The 21,837-nt window shown below is 72.4% G+C and carries 14 protein-coding genes and 1 pseudogene; 8 read left to right on the forward strand and 7 right to left on the reverse strand.

From position 1 onward, the window contains the following. The first annotated feature begins 137 nt into the window (after nucleotides 1-137). A complete protein-coding gene (locus HNQ79_RS04620; RefSeq protein WP_229923231.1) occupies nucleotides 138-569 on the forward strand; it encodes an ATP-binding protein in 432 nt (143 codons plus the stop codon). A 48-nt stretch (nucleotides 570-617) separates the two neighbouring features. On the opposite strand, the gene HNQ79_RS04625 is transcribed toward HNQ79_RS04620, so the two are convergent. Together HNQ79_RS04625 and HNQ79_RS04630 are read right to left on the reverse strand one after the other, a co-directional pair. After that, nucleotides 618-1,688: a DUF2637 domain-containing protein gene (locus HNQ79_RS04625; RefSeq protein ID WP_185027156.1), complete on the reverse strand. Its 1,071-nt coding sequence runs from the start codon at nucleotides 1,686-1,688 to the stop codon at nucleotides 618-620. 263 nt (nucleotides 1,689-1,951) lie between these two features. Further along, nucleotides 1,952-2,827 carry a (2Fe-2S)-binding protein gene (locus tag HNQ79_RS04630; protein ID WP_185027158.1) on the reverse strand — a complete coding sequence of 292 codons (876 nt, stop codon included), beginning with the start codon at nucleotides 2,825-2,827 and terminating at the stop codon, nucleotides 1,952-1,954. Nucleotides 2,828-2,967: 140 nt separating this feature from the next. On the opposite strand from HNQ79_RS04630, the gene HNQ79_RS04635 reads away from it, so the two are divergent. Continuing rightward, entirely contained in the window at nucleotides 2,968-3,750 is a 783-nt protein-coding gene (locus tag HNQ79_RS04635) for a GntR family transcriptional regulator (RefSeq protein WP_229923205.1), read from the forward strand. Between the two features lie 81 nt (nucleotides 3,751-3,831). On the opposite strand, the gene HNQ79_RS04640 is transcribed toward HNQ79_RS04635, so the two are convergent. Both HNQ79_RS04640 and HNQ79_RS04645 read right to left on the reverse strand, forming a co-directional pair. Continuing rightward, complete coding sequence (locus HNQ79_RS04640; protein WP_373312464.1) at nucleotides 3,832-4,638, reverse strand: hypothetical protein; 807 nt, start codon at nucleotides 4,636-4,638, stop codon at nucleotides 3,832-3,834. A gap of 184 nt (nucleotides 4,639-4,822) precedes the next feature. Continuing rightward, entirely contained in the window at nucleotides 4,823-6,529 is a 1,707-nt protein-coding gene (locus tag HNQ79_RS04645; RefSeq protein ID WP_185027161.1) for a PucR family transcriptional regulator, read from the reverse strand. A 274-nt stretch (nucleotides 6,530-6,803) separates the two neighbouring features. Between HNQ79_RS04645 and HNQ79_RS04650 the strand changes: the two are divergent. The 5 genes and pseudogenes from HNQ79_RS04650 to HNQ79_RS04670 all read left to right on the forward strand — a co-directional run. Further along, nucleotides 6,804-6,971: pseudogene (locus HNQ79_RS04650) on the forward strand (FAD binding domain-containing protein); the annotation flags it as partial. Between the two features lie 251 nt (nucleotides 6,972-7,222). Next, nucleotides 7,223-8,680, forward strand: coding sequence for an NCS2 family permease (locus HNQ79_RS04655; protein ID WP_185027163.1), 1,458 nt, complete (start codon nucleotides 7,223-7,225; stop codon nucleotides 8,678-8,680). A 62-nt stretch (nucleotides 8,681-8,742) separates the two neighbouring features. Next, complete coding sequence (locus HNQ79_RS04660) at nucleotides 8,743-9,900, forward strand: XdhC family protein (RefSeq protein WP_185027165.1); 1,158 nt, start codon at nucleotides 8,743-8,745, stop codon at nucleotides 9,898-9,900. 311 nt (nucleotides 9,901-10,211) lie between these two features. After that, entirely contained in the window at nucleotides 10,212-11,585 is a 1,374-nt protein-coding gene (locus HNQ79_RS04665; RefSeq protein WP_185027167.1) for a glycoside hydrolase family 6 protein, read from the forward strand. A 64-nt stretch (nucleotides 11,586-11,649) separates the two neighbouring features. Further along, a complete protein-coding gene (locus tag HNQ79_RS04670; RefSeq protein WP_185027169.1) occupies nucleotides 11,650-12,720 on the forward strand; it encodes a YihY/virulence factor BrkB family protein in 1,071 nt (356 codons plus the stop codon). Here HNQ79_RS04670 and HNQ79_RS04675 read toward each other — a convergent pair. The 3 genes from HNQ79_RS04675 to HNQ79_RS04685 are packed head-to-tail and all read right to left on the reverse strand — an operon-like array spanning nucleotide 12,704 to nucleotide 20,720. Then, nucleotides 12,704-13,918, reverse strand: a complete 1,215-nt coding sequence (locus HNQ79_RS04675; protein ID WP_185027171.1) for a phospholipase D-like domain-containing protein — start codon at nucleotides 13,916-13,918, stop codon at nucleotides 12,704-12,706. The genes HNQ79_RS04670 and HNQ79_RS04675 overlap by 17 nt on opposite strands. A gap of 53 nt (nucleotides 13,919-13,971) precedes the next feature. Continuing rightward, nucleotides 13,972-16,695 (reverse strand): SpoIIE family protein phosphatase, encoded by a 2,724-nt coding sequence (locus HNQ79_RS04680; RefSeq protein WP_229923204.1) that lies wholly within the window; start codon nucleotides 16,693-16,695, stop codon nucleotides 13,972-13,974. Further along, nucleotides 16,692-20,720 carry a HAMP domain-containing protein gene (locus HNQ79_RS04685; RefSeq protein WP_185027173.1) on the reverse strand — a complete coding sequence of 1,343 codons (4,029 nt, stop codon included), beginning with the start codon at nucleotides 20,718-20,720 and terminating at the stop codon, nucleotides 16,692-16,694. The genes HNQ79_RS04680 and HNQ79_RS04685 overlap by 4 nt, the downstream gene beginning before the upstream one ends. A gap of 287 nt (nucleotides 20,721-21,007) precedes the next feature. On the opposite strand from HNQ79_RS04685, the gene HNQ79_RS04690 reads away from it, so the two are divergent. Further along, nucleotides 21,008-21,595 carry a DUF6328 family protein gene (locus tag HNQ79_RS04690; RefSeq protein ID WP_221507330.1) on the forward strand — a complete coding sequence of 196 codons (588 nt, stop codon included), beginning with the start codon at nucleotides 21,008-21,010 and terminating at the stop codon, nucleotides 21,593-21,595. Nucleotides 21,596-21,837 lie beyond the last annotated feature (242 nt).

Here is a 21,837-nt window from a genome sequence, read left to right on the forward strand (position 1 = left end):
GAAAGGGTCGAACCGGGGTGTGGGTGGGGGTTATGACGAGACAACATCCGGTCGGCGCCGGGCCGGTCGTACACGGGTGCTCGGCGGCGGGGGGCCCGGGGACGTCGAACGCGGACGCCCGTGCGCCCGCCGCCCAGATGGCGGACGAGGACGGCCGACGGTACGAGACGGCGGGGCTGCGCCGCAGGCTGGGTCACGCCGACCTGACGGCCGTGCCCGAAGTCCGGCACGCCCTGCGCGAGCTGCTGCGGTGCTGGGGCCGGCCCGGCCGTGCCGACATCGCGGAACTGCTCACCTGCGAACTGGTGACCAACGCCCTCATCCACACCGAGGGCGATGCGGAGGTGACGGCCGCACTGGCCGCCGCGAGGCTCCGCGTGGAGGTGCGTGACCGGCTGGAGCAGCTCCCCGAACCGCTGCTCGCGGACGCGGAACCCGACGGCAGCACGCATGGCCGGGGACTGTTCCTGGTACAGGCCCTCGCCGACGCCTGGGGCGTACGGATGCAGGGCCACGGCGGTGGGAAGGTGGTGTGGTTCGAACTCGACGGGGATCCGACCGCTGAATGATCCGGCCGAACCCCCGTCGCGTTCCTGCGGGCGGACCTGCCCGCCCGGTCAACCGAACTGCTGCTCAAGGTCCTTGAGCTTCTGTTCCAGCGAGTCCAGCCGGGGCAGGGCCTGCGTGTCGTCCTCGGCGGTCAGATCGACCGTCCTTGTCTCAACTCCCTTGGTCCCAGCGGCCTTCACGGCTTGGAGGGAGGGCCGGGAGCGAAGCGGCAGTTGTCCCGGCTCGGGTATGGCGGGCTCCGCGACGGCATGCGGCGCGGCGCCCGGCCCGCCCGACCCCAGGGCCGGCACATCGACCTGCCGCCCGCCGCGCCCTCGCCCCCAGGCGCGGTGCTGCCGGTTGATGGCCTTCAACTGCGCCCGCTCCAGCTTCTCGTGCTCCCGCCTGCGGAGACGGTTCTGCTCCTTCTGCCGCCGGTCCTCGCGCACCTCGTCGACCGCTTCGTCGAGCGTCCGTACGTTCTCCAGCAGCATCAGCGACCAGGCCCCGAAGGTCTCCCGGGGCGCCCGCAGCCAGCGAACGATGCGGATCTGCGGCAAGGGGCGTGGTACCAGGCCCTGTTCGCGCAGAGCCGCCCGGCGGGTCTGCTTGAGCGCGCGGTCGAAGAGGACCGCCGCGGACAGCGACATGCCGGCGAAGAAGTGCGGAGCACCCGCGTGCCCGAACCCCCGAGGCGCGTGCACCCAGTTGAACCAGGCGGCGGCCCCGGCGAACGTCCACACCAGCAGGCGCGAACCGAGCGCCGCGTCGCCGTGGCTCGCCTCCCGTACGGCGAGCACGGAGCAGAACATGGCCGCCCCGTCGAGCCCGAACGGGACCAGGTACTCCCAGCCGCCCGACAGGCTCAGGTTCTGCTGCCCGAAACCGACCAGCCCGTGGAAGGACAGGGCGGCGGCCACTGCGGCGCAGCAGAACAGCAGCACGTAGGAGGCGCTTCCGTAGAAGGCTTCCTTCCTGCGGCGCCGCTCCTCGCTGCGTTCCCACGAGTCCTCGCTGCTCGCACCGGCCTTCGCGCCCGCGCGCTTGCCGCGAGCGACCACCGCGACGGCCGCCAGGACACCCGCGATCATCACGACGGCGGGAAGCAGCCAGTCCAGCGATATGTCGGTCATTCTCATTGCGGAGTCCCTTTGCGTCAGCGCAGCGGCGACCACGTTCGTGGAGACGGTCCCGGGGACAGCCCACGCAGTGCGGACCGCGGATCGCGCTCGGTGCGTTCCGGCGACATATTGGCCCACGCCGCGAGGTGCACAAGGGGTTTCGGGACAAGAGAACGCCAACGGGACTCCGCGTCATGCGGAAAGGTGGCGATTTTTCGAACTGCCGCTCCCGTCTGCGGAGTTGGGTTCGAATCACGCCACCCGCACGGGTGGCGTGGCGATCATGCGGAGGTTACGGCCTGCGCGAGGAGCTTCTGTACCCGGTCCGCGTCACAGGTGCGGGGGCAGGTGGTGCAGGTGTCCTCGGGGCGCAAGGTGTAGAAGAAACAGCAGGTGGCGCGGTCCCGGGTGGGCAGCGACTCGCCGTTCGGACCGGTCAGCTCGCGGAAGCCGGCGGCGGCGCGGTAGGGGGCCGTCGCGCCGGGCAGCAGCAGCTCCAGCTCCGCCATGGCCCGCTGCTCCTCGCCGAGCAGATGCGCCACGTACCAGAGGCCCTCGACGATCTCGTCCGTCGCCATGCCCCACAGCGCGTGCGCCCGCCGCCGCATGCGCGGCCCGAAGCCCGTCAGCACCGGTTCCAGATGCTCGGCCAGCGCGTCCCGCGCCTCCGCGCGCAGCGCCTCCTCGTCGGGCACGACGCGCGCGCCGGGCAGTGCCGCCGCCGGATCGTCCGGCAGACACGCGAACTCCTCCACCCGCACGGTCATCCGGCCCAGCACCCGCTGGAACGCCACCTGGGAGACCGGCGTCCGGGGCACCCGGCGGTGCAGGAACCAGGGCACGGTGATCAGCAGGCAGGCGGGCCAGGCGTAGCGGTGCAGGCCGAAACTGGCGATCACGTCGGGGCGGGCCCGCTGCCCGTAGTCCCGCACCACCTGCGCGTTGTCCCAGGCCAGGAACGCGTCCAGGGCGCCGCCCCCGGCGGCCAGCTCGTCGGCGCCGACCCAGCCGCCGCCGCGCGGGGCCGCTTCGCCCTCCGCCAGCTCCCGCACGACCAGCGAGGGGAAGACCTCGGTCAGGCGCGCGTAGGAGTCCGCCACGGCGGACGCGGCGGGCGGACGTGCTGCGCCGGAGGGGAGCAGGGCGGGGACGGTCATGCAGGGGACCACCGAATCGAAATCTTGGGTCGTGTGCAGGTAAGCCTTACCTTACCCGATCATTCCCGGATTTGAACTGCGGGACGTGCCGCCTAGGCTGCACCAGAGGTACATGAGCCCGCACAACGGAGGTGGACCAGGTGGAGCAGCACCGGCGACACGCCTCCGCCGCACCCTCCGCGGCCGAGGAGCGGGTACCCGAACAGACCCGTGGCGAACGCCGGCCGCGCGCCCCACAGACGCACGGGGACCACCTCCACGGCACACCCACCGCACCCCGTCCGGCTCCGGCCCGGCTCGTCCGGCACTCCGTGCGCGGCCAGATCCTGAACGCGCTGCGTGCCGCTCTCGTCAGCGGCGAACTGGCCCCCGGCCAGGTCTACTCGGGCCCCGCCCTCGGCGCCCGCTTCGGCGTCTCGGCCACGCCGGTGCGCGAGGCGATGCAGCAACTGGCCCTGGAGGGCGCGGTGGAGGTGGTCCCCAACCGCGGGTTCAGGGTCGCCGAACGCGACGAGGCCGAGCTGTCCGACCTGGCGGAGGTACGGGCACTGATCGAGGTGCCGACCATGCTCGGACTCGCCCGCACCGTGGAGGCAGCGCAGTGGCGCGGTCTGCGCCCGCACGCCGTTGCCACCACCATGGCGGCGGCCCGGGGCGACCGGGCCGCGTACGCGGAGGCCGACCGGGCCTTCCACAGCGCGGTGCTCGGCCTCAGCGGCAACGCCCAGCTCGTGCGGACCGCGGCCGAACTCCACCGGCGGGCGCAGTGGCCGTTGGCGGGCGCGCGCGACGGCGGCCGGGCGGACCTGGTGGCGGACGCCGCCGAGCACACGGCACTGCTGGAAGCCCTGCTCGACCGGGACCTGTTGGCCGTGGAGTCACTCGTACGAGAGCACTTCGCGGGCGGTGCCGGCCGGCCGTAAGGCGCGCGGGCACCCGCACTCCTGAAGGGGTCCCGCCCGCCCTGCCCCCGGCCCGTGCGGGACAAGTCCACCCGAACGGGTTCAGATCGCCGCGGCCGGCGGCGACAGCTGCGACGCGAGCCACGTCGGGACCCCGTCCAGCAGGTGGAACAGCCGGGACGCCTCCGCACGCAGCCGCGTCGCCTCCGGCTCGGGCTCGGCATCCGCGAGGGCGGCCAGTGCCGGTGCCGTGCCCACGAGGTAGCCGAGTTCCTCGCGTATCCGCAGGGACTCCGCGAACCCGTGCCGCGCTTCCGCCAATTCCCCCTCGCGCAGGGCCAGTCCGGCCAGGTGCCGCCAGGTGAAGGAGAGCAGCAGCGGCTTGTGGTGGGTGGTGGCCCCCGCGTGGGCGCGGCGGTAGGCGGCGCGTGCCGACTGCGGGGAGTCCGAGAGGTGCTCGGCGATCAGGCCCCGCCGGAAATCGAGCAGCGGGCGGTTGGCGGAGCCGGGGTGCAGGAGGGCCGCGGCCCGGCCGAGCGCCGACCGGGCTTCGTCCGCCCGGTCCCGTACCCCCAATACCGTTGACGCGTAGGCGAGATGGCCGCGTTCGCAGGCCGCCCCGCCGCGCTCGTCGTCGTCCTTGGCGAGGGCCTCGGCGCTGCGCAGCGCCTCCTCGGCCTCCGGCCAGCCCTGTTCGGTGAACAGACAGCGCTCCACGAGCAGCGCCGCGCGCTGGAGTGCGGCGGCCGCCCCGGAGCGGGCTTCCAGGAGGGCCGCTGCGTCCGTCCAGCAGCCACGGGAGCGCAACCGCCACACCGCGGTCTGGAGCGGCCCGCCTCCCCCCTCGAAAGCCCCCGCCGACTCCGAGTCGGACTCCGTACCGGAACCAGACATGGCGGTGTCCGCCACATTGCCCTCCCCGAGCGCGCCATTGAGCTGTGAAGTAGAACCGTGCGGATGTCCTACGGATGGTTCTTCGGACGTCCGGTCGTGCGCATCACAGCATGGATTGGCGCACCGGGCCAAGAGGCCGGGTGAATTTTTTCACAAAGCGGGGGTTCCGCCCGCTCGTCCGCAGGGGGACGATTTCGGGTCAGCTCATGCGCAGGGCCAGGAAGAAGTCCAGTTTGTCTTCCAGTCGCGAGAGGTCACGGCCCGTCAGTTGCTCGATCCGCCCGACGCGGTAGCGCAGCGTGTTGACGTGCAGGTGGAGCCGGGTCGCGCAGCGCGTCCAGGAGCCGTCGCTCTCGAGGAACGCTTCGAGGGTGGGGATCAGCTCGGCACGGTGCTTGCGGTCGTAGTCGCGCAGCGGGTCCAGGAGGCGTGCGGTGAAGGCGCGGCGCACGTCGTCGGGGACGAAGGGGAGCAGGAGCACGTGCGAGGCCAGCTCGTGGTGGCCCGCGGCGGCGACCCGGCCGGGGCGGGCGGCGGCGACCCGGCGGGCGTGCCTGGCCTCCTCCAGGGCGCCGCGCAGGCCCTCCGCGGAGTGCACCGGGGCGCTGACACCCAGGGTGAGCCGCCCGTCGTCGGCGAGCCCGCCCGACAGGGGCGCCTGTACGGCGGTCAGCAGCGTCTCCGCGTGCAGCCCGGGGCTCGCGCCCTCCTCCGGCAGATCGGCGGCCACGGCGGGCAGCGGAACCAGCGCGATGGCCTCCTCTCCGCTGTAGGCCACCGCTATCCGGTCGGCGGGCTCGGCCGAGGTGGCGAGCGAGTCGGCCGGAATGGTGGGGTCGACCAAGATCTCTTCGAGCAGCGCCTGCGCGGCCGGACCGCTCTCGACGGCGCCGCCGTCCCACTCGATGCGGGCCACCACCACCTGCCAGTGCGGTGCCGCCCCCAGACCGGGCAGCAGCACCGGGGCGGCCACCCGCAGCCTGGCGGCGATCTCGGTGGGCGGTGCACCCGCCTGGACCAGCTCCAGCACCTCCTGGGCGAGCCTGCGCCGCACCGTACGGGCCGCGTCGCGGCGCTCGCGCTCCACGGCGATGAGCTGGGTGACGCCCTGGAGCAGGTCGAGACGGGCGGCCGGCCAGTCGCCCGCGTCCGCCTCCACGGCCAGCAGCCAGTCCGACAGGACGCTCTCCCGGACGTCGCGGGAGGCGGCCGTGCCGGCGAGGGCGGCGGCGTTGCGGTCCGCCGTGCGGATCGGGAACAGCGAGTACGGGGTGCCGTCCAGCATCACCCGGTGCGGACTGCGGCGGCCCGTACGGCTGGCCGCCAGGTGCTCGGCGGCCAGGGCGGGGCCGACCCCCGCGGACAGCGGGGCGTCGGAACCTGCCACCTGGCGGCCGACGGGGGAGAGCACCCAGGCGTGCAGGTCCAGGTCCGAGGTCAGCAGGTCGAGGACGACCTCGGGGCCGCCGCCGGCGGGTCCCGACGTCATCAGCCGGCGGTGCCGGTCGACCACCGCCGCCAGGTCCCCCGCCCGCTCGCCCGACACCTGCCGCACGACGTGCTCGGTGATCGTGGCGAAGGCCACCGCCTCGCTGACGGAGAAGAGCGGGAGGCGGTGCCGCTCGCACGCCTCGACCAGGTCCGCCGGCACGCTGCCCAGCTCCGCCTCGCCCGCCGCCAGGCCCACTACGCCGGACGAGGCGAGGAGCCGTACGAACGGTTCGGAATCCTCCGGGGAGTGCCGCCAGGCCAGCCCGGTCAGCACCAGCTCGCCGCCGGAGAGGTAGCGGCTCGGGTCGCGCAGGTCGGTGGTCATGACGCCGCGCACGGTGCGGTCGAGTTCCTCCTCGCCGCCCATCAGGCGCAGGCCCAGCGCATCGGTTTCCAGCAGGGCGCGCAGCCGCATCGTCGTGTCGCCGCCGTTCTTTCTCGTACCGGGGGTGGAGTCGTGTTCTCCGTGAGGTGCGGAGAGGTTGCCGATCCCCGCCTTTCGTTCGAATCTACAAGACGAGATGGGCGACCAGCCAACTCCTTCATGGTTTCGGTGACTGCACCGTGTCACCTGCGGCTTGTGTACTGAGGCCACGACCGTGTGAACGGGGCATGAACGAAGGCCCCGGAGCGGCGCGGAACAGAACGCAACCGGACAGTCGCCCCCCGATACGAAGAGAGAGCCACGCATGGACTTCCTTCGCCCCGCCGGCTGGGAGGAAGCGCTCGCAGCCGAGGCCGAGCACTCCACCGCTGTGCACCTCGCGGGTGGCACCGATGGGACGGCCGGGATCAGCTTCGACCACCGGCGTCCCGGGCGCCTTCTGGATCTCTACCGCACTTCAGTACGGCGGGAGCGCCTGACCGGGACATGATCCCGCCCCCCCAGAACTCCCGGGCGGCGCTGCCGACAGGAACGTCACACTTCCTCCCGCCACGTCGCCCGGGGTCCACAGTCCGCCCACCCGGCGGCAGTCTCACCGCAAGTGCAGTTCGTATGCGTTCGTCTCGGACCGTCCTCCGGGTCGTGCAGCCCTTTGAAGTCCCCGAATTCCCCAACCGCGAGCGGTATGCGGGATGCCCCTATGAACCTTGGGAGACAGGCATCATGACCCAGTCGTCAGTGGAGCCAAGAACATCGTCGGAGGACGCCGGCGCGGGATCGCGCCCGCCGGCCGGGCGGTCGTGGCTCGACCGCTACTTCCACATATCGGACCGGCAGTCCACCGTCGCGCGTGAGGTGCGCGGCGGCATCACCACCTTCATGGCGATGGCGTACATCCTCCTGCTCAACCCGCTGCTCCTCGGCGGCGAGGACGTCGAGGGCAGCGTCCTCAGCCAGCCGGCGCTGATCACCGCGACCGCGCTCGCGGCGGCCGTCACCACCCTGCTGATGGGCTTCGTCGGCAAGGTCCCGCTGGCCCTCGCGGCCGGTCTCAGTGTCTCCGGCGTGCTCGCCTCCCAGGTCGCACCCCAGATGACCTGGGGCCAGGCCATGGCGATGTGCGTGATGTACGGCGTCGTGATCATGCTGCTGGTGGTCACCGGGCTGCGTGAACTGATCATGAACGCGATCCCGCTCGCGCTCAAGCACGGCATCACCATGGGCATCGGCCTCTTCATCGCCCTGATCGGGCTGGTGAAGGCCGGCTTCGTGCACCCCGGCAAGGCGACGGTCCTCTCCCTCGGCCCGACCGGTGAACTCGCCGGCTGGCCCGTGCTGCTCTTCGCCGTCACCCTGCTGCTGATCTTCATGCTGCAGGCCCGCAACGTGCCCGGCGCGATCCTGATCGGCATCGTCACCGGCACCGCCCTGGCGATCGTCCTCAACGCGCTCATCGACATCGACCCCAAGAGCTGGACCAGCGGTGCTCCGGAGCTCACGGGCAGCGCGGTCTCGATGCCGGACTTCTCGCTCTTCGGAGAGGTGCAGTTCACCGGCTGGGGCGACATCGGCGCGCTGACCGTCGGCATGATCGTCTTCACCCTGGTGCTGGCCGGCTTCTTCGACGCGATGGCCACCATCATCGGCGTCGGCACGGAAGCCAAGCTCGCCGACGACAAGGGCCGCATGCCCGGCCTGTCCAAGGCACTGTTCGTCGACGGCGCCGGCGGTGCCATCGGCGGTGTCGCGGGCGGCTCGGGACAGACCGTCTTCGTGGAGTCCGCGACGGGAGTCGGCGAGGGTGCCCGCACGGGCCTGTCGGCCGTCGTCACGGGCCTCTTCTTCGCCGCCTGTCTCTTCTTCACCCCGCTCACCGCGATCGTGCCCGCCGAGGTGGCCTCCGCCGCCCTGGTCGTCATCGGCGCGATGATGATGCAGAACGCGCGCCACGTGGACTGGGCCGACCGGGCCACCGCCATCCCGGTCTTCCTGACCGTCGTGCTGATGCCCTTCACGTACACCATCACCACCGGTGTCGCCGCGGGCGTCATCGCCTGGACCGTCATCAAGGTGGCCCAGGGCAAGGCCCGCGAGCTGGGCGTCTTCATGTGGGCGCTGACGGGGATCTTCGTCGTGTACTTCGCCCTGCACCCGCTGGAGAGCTGGCTCGGCGTGGGGTAGCAGTACCCCTACGGGGGCCCGACGCCCTCCACACATCCGCACCTCGACCCGAGGAGACCGCCGTGCTGGACATCGCCGAGGAGCTGGACCGGTGGGCCCGGCAGGGACGGGAGTTCGCCGTGGCCACGGTCGTGGCCACCAGCGGGAGCTCGCCCAGGCAGCCCGGCGCGGCCCTCGCCGTCGACAGCGACGGCACGGCCATTGGGTCGGTCTCCGGCGGATGCGTGGAGGGCGCCGTCTACGAACTGTGCAAGCAGGCACTGGACGACGGCGAAAGCGTTGTCGAACGCTTCGGCTACAGCGACGAGGACGCCTTCGCCGTCGGCCTGTCCTGCGGCGGCGTCCTCGACGTCCTCGTCACCCCGGTGCGCCACGACTTCCCCGGACGCGAGGTCGTCGCCGCCGCGTGTGCGGCCGCCGCCGAAGGAGGAACGGCCGCACTCGCCCGGATCACCCGGGGCCCGGCGGAACTCCTCGGCCGCCCCCTGCTCGTCCGCCCCGACGGCACGTACGAGGGCGGGCTCGGCGGGCACCCCGGCCTGGACGGCACCGCCGCGGCCGAGGCCCGCGCGATGCTGGACGCGGGCCGGACCGGCGCCCTGGAGATCGGCGCGGACGGCTCGCGCTGCGGACAGCCGCTGACACTGCTCGTCGAGTCGAGCGTGCCGGCCCCCCGAATGATCGTCTTCGGGGCGATAGATTTCGCCGCCGCACTGGTCAGGGCCGGGAAGTTCCTCGGCCACCACGTGACCGTGTGCGACGCGCGGCCCGTCTTCACCACGCGGGCCCGCTTCCCGGAGGCGGACGAGCTGATCGTGGACTGGCCGCACCGCTACCTGTCCGCGACCCGGGACGAGGGCCGGATCGACGGCCGGACCGTCCTGTGCGTGCTCACCCACGACGCCAAGTTCGACGTCCCCCTGCTGGAACTGGCACTGCGGCTTCCGGTCGCCTACGTCGGCGCGATGGGGTCCCGCCGCACCCACCTCGACCGCAACGAACGCCTCCGGGCGGTGGGCCTGAGCGAACAGGAGCTGGCCCGGCTGCACTCGCCGATCGGCCTGGACCTGGGCGCGCGGACGCCGGAGGAGACGGCACTGTCGATCGCGGCGGAGATCGTCGCCGCGCGGAGGGGCGGGACCGGAGTGTCACTGGCGGGGGCGCACACGCCGATCCACCACGACGGGGCACAACCGCGCGAGACCGGGGACGCGGCGTAACGCAAGGGGCGCACGAGCGGCACCGGGGACCCCGCTTCGGAATGCGTTCCGCGAGGACCCCCGACGCGCGGACGAGCGGCCCCGGAACGGCCCTCTCCGCGCCCATCCTGACCCGTCGTCACCGGGTGTGCGGCGCGGCGGTGCCGCTCACCCGTCCGCTCGTCCCAAGGCGCCCCCGGGCCCGATCTGATGCACCGTGAGTTCCGTGCCCGGGAGCAACGGAAGCTTCCCCACTCTTGACGCGCACATGGCCCTGGGCAACTCTCGTGCGGGAACCGCTCCCGCACGTCCTCGCGACCCAGGAGTGCCCCATGCGACCCGTGCAGCCCGTACCGACCCTGAGTCCGGATTCGCGCCACCGCCGCAAGCGCCACCCCCTGCACCGCCGCGGCACCCTCGCCCTCGCCGCCCTCCCCCCGCTCGCCGCGGGCGTCATCTGGGCCGTCACCGCGGGCCCGGCCTCCGGCGCACCCGAACCCCCCGCGGCCGCCGCGGGCCCGCCCGCCCCCGCCCTCGCCGGCAGCCCCCGCCTCTACACCCCCCTCGCCAACCCGGACGCGTACAAGCAGGCACTCGAACTCGGGCAGGCGGGCGGACGCCTCGGCAAGGACGCGATCCGGATCATCGGCATGGTGCGCACCCCGCACGCCGTCTGGTACGGCGACCAGACGCCCGCAGCCGTCGAGAAGGACGCCCGCGCCGTCACCCGGGACGCCGACGTCGACGGCTCCATGCCCGTCTTCGCGCTCTACAACATCCCCGGCCGCGACTGCTCCCACTACTCCGCCGGCGGCGCGAGCAACACCGCCGAGTACAAGGCGTGGATCGACGGCGTCGCCAAGGGCATCGGCAAGCGCGACGCGCTCGTCGTCCTCGAACCCGACTCGCTCGCGCTGCTGCCCTCCGAGTGCGGGCAAGGCAACGAGAAGGAGAAGACCGACGCCCGCTACGAAGAGGTCAACTACGCGGTCAGCACCCTCGCGGCGCTCCGCAACACCCGCGTCTACCTCGACACCGGGCACGCCGGCTGGCACGACGTCGCCAGTATCGTGCCGCGCCTGGTGAAGGGCGGCATCAAGAACGCCACCGGCTTCTACACCAACGCCTCCAACTACCAGACCGACGAGGCGAACTCCTGGTACGGCAAGCTGATCTCGTCCTGCCTGGCACACGTCGACGCCGGCGGCAAGGCCGAGGACTGCCCCTCCCAGAAGGACCCGAAGGCCGAGGCGCAGGCCTGGATCGCCGAGAACGTCACCACCGCACCGGGCAGGATGAAGCACTTCGTCACCGACACCAGCCGCAACGGCAAGGGCCCCTGGAGCCCGCCCGCCGACAAGTACACCGACCCGCAGGACTGGTGCAACCCGCCGGGCCGCGGCCTCGGCGTGCGGCCCACCACCCGCACCGGCGATCCGCTGCACGACGCCAAACTGTGGATCAAGACGCCGGGCGAGTCGGACGGACTGTGCCTGCGGGGCACGCCCGGTCCCAAGGACCCGGAACGGGGCACGGTCGACCCCAAGGCCGGCGACTGGTTCCCCGACCAGGCCCTGGAACTCGTCCGGCTGGCGAACCCGCCGCTCCTGCCCCCGGGCCACGCGGGGGAGTCCGGCGGGGCGGAGCCCGAGGACGCGTCGGCGGGCTCCGGCATCGCGGAGGGCGAGCCCGACCCCGGCCGCTGAAGGCCACCGCGCGCACCCGGGGCGGGGTGCGCGCGGGCCTCCGTACCGCTGTAGCGTGGGCGGGATGGGAACTGCCGTACACGTGCCGCAGACCCGGGACATGATCGGGGACGAGCTCTCCGGCGACGAGGCGTTCACCGCTCTGCGGCACTACGGCGGCCGCAAGCTGCTGATCGACGCGTTCGCACGGTTCCGGTACGCCGACGGATTCAGCCACGCCCGCTCGCTGGGCTACCAAGTGGTGCTCGGCATCGTGCCGTTCCTCGTCGCCGTCGTCGGCGCGGCGGCCACCGTGCACACCGACGCGGTGGGCCGGGTGGTCGAACGCACCCTGGTCAAGATCGTCCCCGGCAACAGCGCGGACCTCGTCGCCGAGGCCTTCGACGAGGCACGGCACAGCGCCGGCGCGGGCACCTGGACGGCCGTCGCGATGTGGACCGGACTCGTCTTCGCGCTGGTCAACCTGACGTCCGCGATGGCACAGATCGAACGCGGCGCCAACCGCATCTACGGGATCGAGCGGGACCGGCCGTTCCCCCGCAAGTACGGCCGGAGCATGCTGCTCGCCGGTGCCGCCGGAGTGCCGCTGGTGCTCGGCTTCCTCGTACTGGTCGCGGGCGACGCCGTGGGAGACGCACTGGCCGCGGCGTTCGGCCGGCCGGGCTGGTGGCTGGGCTGGTGGCACGCCATGGACATCCCGGCCGGCGTCCTGCTGACCTGGGTGGCCTCCGCGGTGATCCTGCGGTGGTCACCGCGCCGACGCCAACCGGGCTACACCTGGCTCGCTTTCGGGTCCGCCGTGCACCTGGTGCTGTGGGTCGGATCGACCTGGCTGCTCACCGTCTACGTGGCGCACAGCGGCAGCTTCGGCGCGCTGTACGGCCCGCTGACCGCCTTCGTGGCGCTGCTCCTGTGGGCCAACCTCACCGGCGTCGCCCTCTTCCTCGGCGTCGCCTTCGCCGCTCAGCTGGAGGCGGCCCGCGCGGGACTCACCGACGCGGTACGCCCCGACCCGGGCCCCGGCGGCGAGGGCGACTTCCCCGTACTCCCGGCCGAGCGTACGAAGGGCTCCGCCGACGACTGCACGAAGAGTCCCGCGGACGCCCCCGCACCCGGCCCTACAAGTACCGCCTGATCGGCGTGACCGACGCCTCCCGCAGCCGCTGCAGCACGCCCCGCCGGCGCCACCTCTCGCCGTCGATCGCCTCGCTGCGGGCCACGTCCTCGTCGAAGTGCCCGTCCAGGACGGCGGTGAACTCCTCGTCCAGCACCGCCAGCATCACTTCCTCGTCGTGGTCCAGGGACCGCCGGTCGAAGTTGGTCGAACCCGTCAGCGTGGCCACCGAGTCGACCGTGATGATCTTCGCGTGCATCATCGTCGGCTGGAAGTGCCAGATCTTCACCCCGCAGGCCGTCAGCTCCTCGTAGTGCTGCTGGCCGGCCAGCTGGCACACCCGCTTGTCGGTGTACGGGCCCGGCAGCAGCAGTTCCACCTCCACACCGCGCCGCGCCGTCGCACACAGCAGTTCGACGAAGTAGGCGTCGGGGGCGAAGTACGCCGTGGCCAGCCGCACCCGTACCTCCGCCGACTCCAGCACCACCCGCAGCAGGGTCTGCATGTCCTGCCAGCCGAAGCTGGCCGACCCGCGCACCACCTGGACCACCGCGTCGCCCTGCGCCCGGTGCTCCACGAACCGGTCGCGGTCGTCGAAGAGTTCGTCGCTGCACTCCGCCCAGTTCTGTGCGAAGGCCGCCGCCACGCCGTCCACCGCCGGTCCGCGCACTTCCACGTGCGTGTCCCGCCACTCGCCGGGATGCCTGGCGTCCCCGCACCACTCCTCGGCGATGCCCACGCCGCCCGTGAACGCGCGCTCCTCGTCCACGATCAGCGCCTTGCGGTGACAGCGGTGGTTCTGCTTGAGGGGCGAGAGCCGCAACGGCTTGCGGAACCAGGCGACCGTCACCCCCGCCGCGTCCATCTCGGCGAGGAGTTCCTTGTCGATGAGCCGCGAGCCGAACCCGTCGAGCAGCAGCCGTACCCGCACCCCCGCCCGCGCCCGCTCCGCCAGCGCGAACGCGAAGTCCCGGGCGATGTCGCCCTTCCAGTACACGAACGTCATCATGTCGATCGTGTACTCGGCCTCCGCCACCGCCCGCAGCATCGCGGGGAATATCTCGTCGCCGTTGCGCAGCGCCGTGAGGTGGTTTCCCTCGGTCGCGGCGATGCCGATCAGCCGCTCCAGCCGCCGCCGGATGCGCTGCTTGCGGGCTGCGGCCTCGGTGTGCTTCCCGTCGCCGTGCGACGCCTGGGCGGGTATGAGATCGGCGGTCATGACGAGGCGGCTCCTGGAAGGGGTGGCAGCGGGGCGGGGGCAGATGGGTCGGATCAGCGCACCTCGATGCCGATCAGACACGTGTCGTCGTCGGTGTCGGAGCGGCTGTGGGTGAGGAGCTGGTCCAAGTGCTTCTCCAGCTCGGGCGGGGCCTTGCCCGCCAGCGCGAGGAGCTGCTCCAGGGACTCCTGCACCGTGCGGTCGCGCCGCTCGATCAGGCCGTCCGTGTACATCAGGAGGCGGTCCCCGGCCTCCAGGACGAGTTCGTCCTCCGTGTACGGGGCCAGACCGATCGCCCCGAGGAGTATGCCGGGCGGCATGGGCAGCGCCGCCGCGGCCCCGTCCCGTACCAGCACCGGCGGCGGGTGGCCCGCACGGGCCCAGCGCAGCAGCCGGGTCGCCGGGTCGAAGATGCCGCAGATCGCGGTGGCGGTCACCTGCTCGGTGAGATGGTGGGCGACCGAGTTCAGCCAGCCGAGCAACTGGGCCGGCCCGGCGCCCGTGGCGGCGAGCCCGCGCAGCGCGTTGCGCAGCACGACCATCCCGGTCGCCGCGTCGATGCCGTGCCCCGCGACGTCGCCGACCGCGAGCAGGACCTTGCCGTCGGGGAGCGCGACCGCGTCGTACCAGTCGCCGCCGACCAGGTGCTCCTCCTCGGCGGGCCGGTAGCGGACCGCGACCAGCAGCCCGGAGGTGTCCACCGCGTCGCGGGTCGGCGGCATGATGGCCTGCTGGAGCTGGAGGGCGAGCCTGCTGCGCTCCGCCGCCTGCTCCTCGGAGTCCGCGAGCCGGTCGCGGGTGGCGGCCAGCGCCACCTCGGTCCAGTGCTGGGACGACACGTCCTGGTAGGCACCGCGCACCGACAGGATGTTCCCGCCCGGGTCGGTGACGGGTTCGGCGACGATACGGATGTGCCGCATCACCCCGTCCGCCCGGCGCAGCCGGAACGCCGTGGACGCCGAGTGGCGGTGGTGCATCAGGGTGCGCAGGAAACGGCCGATGGCCACCGAGTCGTCGTCGTGCGCGTGCCGGTGCAGCCGCTCCAGCGGAACGGGGGATGAACTCGGCGGCAGGCCGAACAGGGAGAACAGCTGACTGTTCCACAGGATCTCCCCGGTGACGGCGTTCTCCTCGAACCCGCCGATCCGGCCCAGGCGCTGGGCGTGCTGGAGGAGGGAGGCCAGGCGGGACGCCTCGTCCTCCAGCCGCCAGCTCAGCAGCACCGAATCGCCGTAGCGGCCGATGCCCACCGATGCCACGGACACCAGCGGCACCTCGTCCACCTGGGAGCTGAGCGCCATCCGGCCCGCCCGGAAGGGCTCGCCGGTGGCGTGCACCCTCAGCAGGTGCTCGTACAGGCCACCCTGCTGGGCGCTCAGCGGGTACGCCTCCAGCCAGCGCATCCCCGTCAGCAAGGACCGGGAACGCCCCGACAGGTCGGTGAAGCGCCCGTTGGCGTACGCGATGTGGAAGTCGACCACCTCGTCGCGGCCGTTGAGGAGCGGCAGCAGCACGAGCGCCGGGTCGAGCAGACCGTCGGCGAGGTCGGCGAGCGGGCCCGCCTGCTCGTCCGGCGGGATACCCGCCGCGGCGACCGACACGTCGATGCCGGGCAGGGTGTGCGCGCACAGGTCGGCGAGCGCGTCGAGCTGGCGGGTGGCCGCCTGGGTCAGCGGGGGCTGCGGCTGCGGCCAGCACACCTCCAGCACGCCCAGGATGCGGCCTCCCACCTCGGCGGGCAGGATGCTGCGCGCCCCGTCGGAGCCGTGGCGCAGCCCGATGCCGGGGGTGTCGCAGGGCAGCGTCCCGTACCAGCGCGGGCGGCGCTCGGCCAGTACCTGCTGCGCCCAGGTGCGCACGCCCGGCGGCACGTACCGCCAGCGTTCGGCCTCGCCGCGGGAGAAGCCCGCGTGCCCGGCGAGTATCAGCGCGCCGTCGCGGCCGGCGGCCCACAGCGCCAGCGCACTCGCGCCCAGCGGGGCGAGCGCCTGCTCGAACAGCGACTGCACTGCGGTCTGCGCGTCGCCGGTCATCGACCCGGTCTCGGCGGCGCGCAGCCGCAGCACGTTCCCGGGCCGGGCGGAGTCGCCGGGCGACGCACCCGCCGGCGCCTGCGACGGAATACGGGGCGAGGAGTCCGCGAGGTCGCTCGCCGGCGCGTCCGGGGCGGATCCGGCCGACGGAGGGCCGTCGGCGGAGAACATGTCCCGCCCCGGCTCCCGCCCCGGGCGGGAGTCCGCGGGGAGCGTCCCCGGTGGGGGCCCGTCCGCCCGGAGCAGTTCGGACGGGAGCGAGCCCGGAGGCAGGCCCTCCGTCCGCAGGAGGTCCGCCACCAGCTCCTCGGCCCGCAGCACGCCCGCCGCGAGCGTGCCTGGGGGCAGGGTCTCCGCCACGTGGTCGTCGGCCGCCCCGTTCACGATGTCGGCGGCCAGTTCGAGCAGCGGCAACCGCGCGGCCTCGGCCAGCTGCTCCAGGTGCAGTGCCGCCTCGGCGGGCCCGCCCTGACCGCGCTCGACGAGGATGCCGGTCGCGATACCGATCAACGCCCGTGCGTCTGCCGAGTCCTGCGCCAGCGTCAGGTCACGGCGCAGCTGCTCGATGGTGGCGGCCAGCGCGTCCAGCGGCTGGGTCGCCGCGACGGGTGCGGGCCGGCCCGCACCGGCCGGGGGGCCGTCCGCGGTGTGCGTGAGCAGCTCCGGGGCGAACGCGGACCCGTCCGCGGTGAAGGAGTCGCCGGGCGTGAAGGAACCGTAGGGCCCTGAGGCGTCCCCGCTCACCGGGTGAGCCAGGTGCGCATGCGGTCCACCAGGTCGCCGGCGTCCACGGGCTTGGTGATGTAGTCGCTTGCGCCGGCCGCCAGGCACTTGTCCCGGTCGCCCTCCATCGCCTTCGCGGTCACCGCGATGATCGGCAGGTCGGCGTGCTCGGGCATGGCGCGGATCGCGGCGGTCGCGGCGTACCCGTCCATCTCGGGCATCATCACGTCCATCAGAATCAGTTCCACCCCGCCGTGCATGGCAAGCACCTCAAGGCCCTTGCGGCCGTTGTCGGCGTGCAGCACGCGCATACCGTGCAGTTCGAGAATGCCGGTCAGGGCGTACACGTTGCGGGCGTCGTCGTCGACGACCAGGACGACCCGGCCCGACAGGTCGAGCGCCCCGTCCCCGGCGGGCTCCGAGGCCTGCGCCGGCTCCACGGCGGGAGCCGTGGGACGCACCAACGGCAGGACGTCCGCGGGCCGTTCGGCCGTCAGGTGCAGCGCGATCCGCTCCCGCAGCTCGTCCAGACTGGGCAGCAGCTCCAGCGGTTTGGACTTCGACCAGTCGATGATCCGCTGTTCCTGGCCCGCCTCCAGCGGCCGCGTGTGGTGGGCGAGCACCGGCACCTGACGCAGTGCCGGATCGCCGTCCAGCGCCTCCAGGAGCCGCATCGCGGACCCGCCGGGCATGTCGAGGCCGATGACCACACAGTGGCACGGGTCGTTGGCGAGCGCCGCGGCCGCCTCCTCGGGGCCCACGGCCGTACGGACGTGCACGGGCCCCCGGGTGTCCGGCAGCGAACCCTCCGCCAGCTCCGCGACCGCACTCTCCGCGACCAGCGACAGCAGGCCGCGCGGCCGGTCCTCTATGACGAGCAGCCGGCGCTGCTGTGCCGGTACGACCGCGGCCGACGCCCCGGGCGCCCTCTCGCCGCCCTGCGCGAGTGCCGGGTCCGCGTACGCGGCGGGCGACTCGAAGCGGGCCACCGGGATGTACAGCGTGAAGGTGCTGCCCTCGCCCGGTGCGCTGGTCACCTGGATCGCGCCGCCCAGCAGGTGCGCCATCTCCCGGCTGATGGACAGCCCGAGGCCGGTGCCGCCGTACTTGCGGCTGGTCGTGCCGTCCGCCTGCTGGAACGCCCCGAAGATCGCTTCGAGCTGCGGTTCGGCGATGCCGATGCCGGTGTCCATCACACGGAACGCGACGGCCGGGCCGTGCGGGCGCACCGACGGCGGCAGGTCGTTGCCGATCGCCGGGTCGATGCGCAGCTCCACCGCACCCGACTCGGTGAACTTCACCGCGTTGGACAGCAGGTTGCGCAGCACCTGGCGCAGCCGCGAGTCGTCGGTGACCAGTTCGGCGGGCGCGCTCGGCGCGACGCTGATCCGGAAGTCCAGACCCTTCTGCGCGGTCATCGGACGGAACGTCGCCTCGATGTAGTCCAGGAGGGTCCGCAGCGCCACCGGCTCCGGGTTGACGTCCATCTTTCCGGCCTCGACCTTCGACAGGTCGAGGATGTCGTTGATCAGCTGCAGCAGGTCGGAGCCGGCCGAGTGAATGACGCCCGCGTACTCGACCTGCTTGGGGGAAAGGTTGCGGGTCGGGTTCTGGGCGAGCAACTGGGCGAGGATCAACAGGGAGTTGAGCGGGGTGCGCAGCTCGTGGCTCATGTTCGCCAGGAACTCCGACTTGTACTTGGAGGCGATGGACAGCTGCTGCGCGCGGTCCTCCAGCTCCTGCCTGGCCTGCTCGATCTCCAGGTTCTTCGCCTCGATGTCCCGGTTCTGGGAGGCCAGCAGTGCTGCCTTCTCCTCCAGCTCCGCGTTCGAGTGCTGCAACTCCTCCTGCTGCGACTGGAGTTCCTCGGAGCGCGACTGCAGCTCCTCGGCCAGCCGCTGCGACTCGCCGAGGAGTTCATCCGTACGGGCGTTGGCGACGATGGTGTTCACGTTGACGCCGACCGTCTCCATGAGCTGCTCCAGGAAGTCCCGGTGCACCGGGGTGAAACCGCCCACCGAGGCGAGCTCGATCACGCCGAGCACCTGGCCCTCGACGACGATCGGCAGCACGAGCAGGCTGCGCGCGTCCGCCGACCCGAGGCCGGAGGACACGGTGACGTACCCCGGCGGGAGGTCGTCGACGGCGATCGTGCGGCGGCTGCGCGCCACCTGGCCGACCATCGACTGGCCCAGCTCGAAGCGGACCGGCCGGTCCTCGGAGCCCTGGAAGTGCCCGTACCAGCCGATGAGTTCGAGTTCGGGGCGGACACCCGCCTCGTGCGGGGTCTCCTGCGCGAGGTAGAACGCCCCGTACTGCGCGCCGACCAGCGGGGTCAGCTCGTCCATGATCAGTTCGGCGACGACGGTCAGGTCGCGCTGGCCCTGCATGAGGCCCGAGATGCGGGCCAGGTTGGTCTTGAGCCAGTCCTGTTCGTGGTTGGCGCGGGTGGTCTCGCGCAGGGACTCCACCATCGAGTTGATGTTGTCCTTGAGCTCGGCCACCTCGCCGGAGGCGTCCACGGTGATCGAGAGCGTGAGGTCGCCCTCGGCCACGGCGCTGGTCACCTCGGCGATGGCGCGCACCTGCCGGGTGAGGTTCCCGGCCAGCTCGTTGACGTTCTCGGTGAGCCGCTTCCAGGTGCCGGAGACCCCTTCGACCTCGGCCTGGCCGCCGAGCCTGCCCTCGGAGCCCACTTCGCGGGCCACCCGGGTGACCTCGGCCGCGAACGAGGAGAGCTGGTCGACCATCGTGTTGATGGTGGTCTTGAGCTCCAGGATCTCGCCGCGGGCGTCGACGTCGATCTTGCGGGTCAGATCGCCCTGCGCGACGGCGGTGGTCACCTGGGCGATGTTGCGGACCTGCCCGGTGAGGTTGTTCGCCATCGAGTTGACGTTGTCGGTGAGGTCCTTCCAGGTCCCGGCCACGTGCGGGACGTGCGCCTGGCCGCCGAGAATGCCCTCGGTGCCGACTTCGCGGGCCACCCGGGTCACCTCGTCGGCGAACGCGGACAGCGTCGTCACCATGGTGTTGATCACACCCGCGAGCGCGGCGACCTCGCCCTTGGCCTCGACGTTGATCTTCTGCGAGAGGTCGCCCTTGGCGACGGCCGTCGCGACCTGGGCGATGGAGCGCACCTGGCCGGTCAGGTTGGAGGCCATCACGTTGACGTTGTCGGTGAGGTCCTTCCAGGTGCCCGAGACGCCGCGCACGGTCGCCTGGCCGCCCAGGTTGCCCTCGGTGCCGACCTCGCGGGCCACCCGGGTCACCTCGTCCGCGAACGCGGAGAGCTGGTCGACCATCGTGTTGATGGTCTCCTTCAGCTCCAGGATCTCGCCGCGGGCGTCCACCCGGATCTTCTGCGAGAGGTCGCCCTTGGCGACGGCGGTGGTCACCTGGGCGATGGAGCGCACCTGAGCGGTCAGGTTGTCGCCCATGACGTTGACGGACTCCGTCAGGTCCTTCCAGGTGCCGGAGACGCCCTGCACGTCCGCCTGGCCGCCGAGCCGCCCCTCGGTGCCCACCTCGCGGGCCACCCGGGTCACCTCGTCGGCGAAGGACGAGAGCTGGTCGACCATCGTGTTGATGGTGTTCTTCAGCTCGTGGATCTCGCCCTGGGCGTCCACGTCGATCTTGCGCGTCAGGTCGCCCTTGGCGACCGCCGTCGCCACCTGGGCGATGTCACGGACCTGAGTGGTCAGGTTCCCCGCCATCGCGTTGACGGAGTCGGTGAGGTCCTTCCAGGTGCCGTCCACGCCGGGCACGTCGGCCTGGCCGCCGAGGCGGCCGTCGGTGCCGACCTCGCGGGCGACCCGGGTGACCTCGGAGGTGAACAGCGACAGCTGGTCGACCATGCCGTTGAAGACGAGCGCGATCTCGCCGAGGAGCCCGTCGCGGTCGTCGGGCAGTCTCGTGCCGAAGTCGCCGTCCCGTACCGCTGTCAGCCCGGCAAGCAGCTGCCGCAGCTCGGGCTCGCCCACCGAACCGGCCGTACCGCCCGGTCCTCCCGGCGTCCGCCGCCTACTCGTGTCCGTACCGCTTGCCATGGTCCTGTCCACCCCTCCACCGTGATTGCTCGACGCCGGCCCGCGCAGGGGGCGGCACCGGTACGACCAGCTCACTTCCGAACGGGCGTTCCGTGGGTCATGGTGCCACAGTTGCCGTACGACAAATTTTGCCGCTCCCGGATCCGCTCGCCCCGCAAGACGGCGCTCACCCAGGACGGGGCCGCCCGTCGAGTTCATGGACGCCCCCCGAAAGGGTATGTGCTCGATTGTGTGCTCGATGTGAACGGGCACGACTCGTTTATGCAGTGCACGAGGAGGGTCGAGAGATGACCGAGATCGATCGGCAGACGGGGGCCGACCGTTCCCAGGACCGCGGCGGGACCGAGGACGAGCGGGCCGACCGTTCCCAGGGCCGCAACGAGACCGAGGACGAGCGGGCCGACCGTTCCCAGGGCCGCAACGAGACCGAGGACGAGCGGGCCGACCGGCAGTGGGCCGAACTGGTCCAGGAGATACGCGTCGCGCAGACCGGTGTTCAGATCCTGCTGGGATTCCTGCTCACCGTGGTCTTCCAGCCGACCTTCCAGGATCTGCCGCAGACCGAAAAGACCCTCTACATCATCACGATCGTCCTCGGCTCCACCGCCACCGGCGCACTCATCGGTCCGGTCTCCTTCCACCGCATCGTCTCCGGCCGTCGTATCAAGCCCCAGGCGGTGGTCTGGGCCTCCCGGCTGACCTTCCTCGGCCTGGCCCTGCTCCTCGCCACACTCTCCTGTGCCCTGCTGCTGGTGATGCGCGTGGTCACGCACAACGCCTACGCCCCGTGGCTGGTCGCCGGAGTGGTCACCTGGTACCTGCTGTGCTGGTATGCCCTGCCGTTCTGGGCCCGCAGGAAGCACACGACCGGCTGAGCACGGGGCGGGCCGCCCGGTACGGCACGCACGGGGTACGTGCCAGGGCTCCGAGCGCCGCCACGGTGACGCCCGCCCCGCCCGCCGTGCGGATCACCGGCGTCCCGCGCCGGACCGTCGCCCCGCAGATCGCCCCGCGAACGGCCGCACGGTGGGCGCCGGCCTGCCGCTCGCCCTCGTCCCAAGGGCCGCAAGGCCGACGAGGTGCTCCGGCCCGGCGTCACCTTCACGTGCCGCGCCGC

The organism is Streptomyces candidus, from assembly GCF_014207445.1.
GTDB classification, from domain to species: Bacteria; Actinomycetota; Actinomycetes; order Streptomycetales; family Streptomycetaceae; genus Streptomyces; species Streptomyces candidus.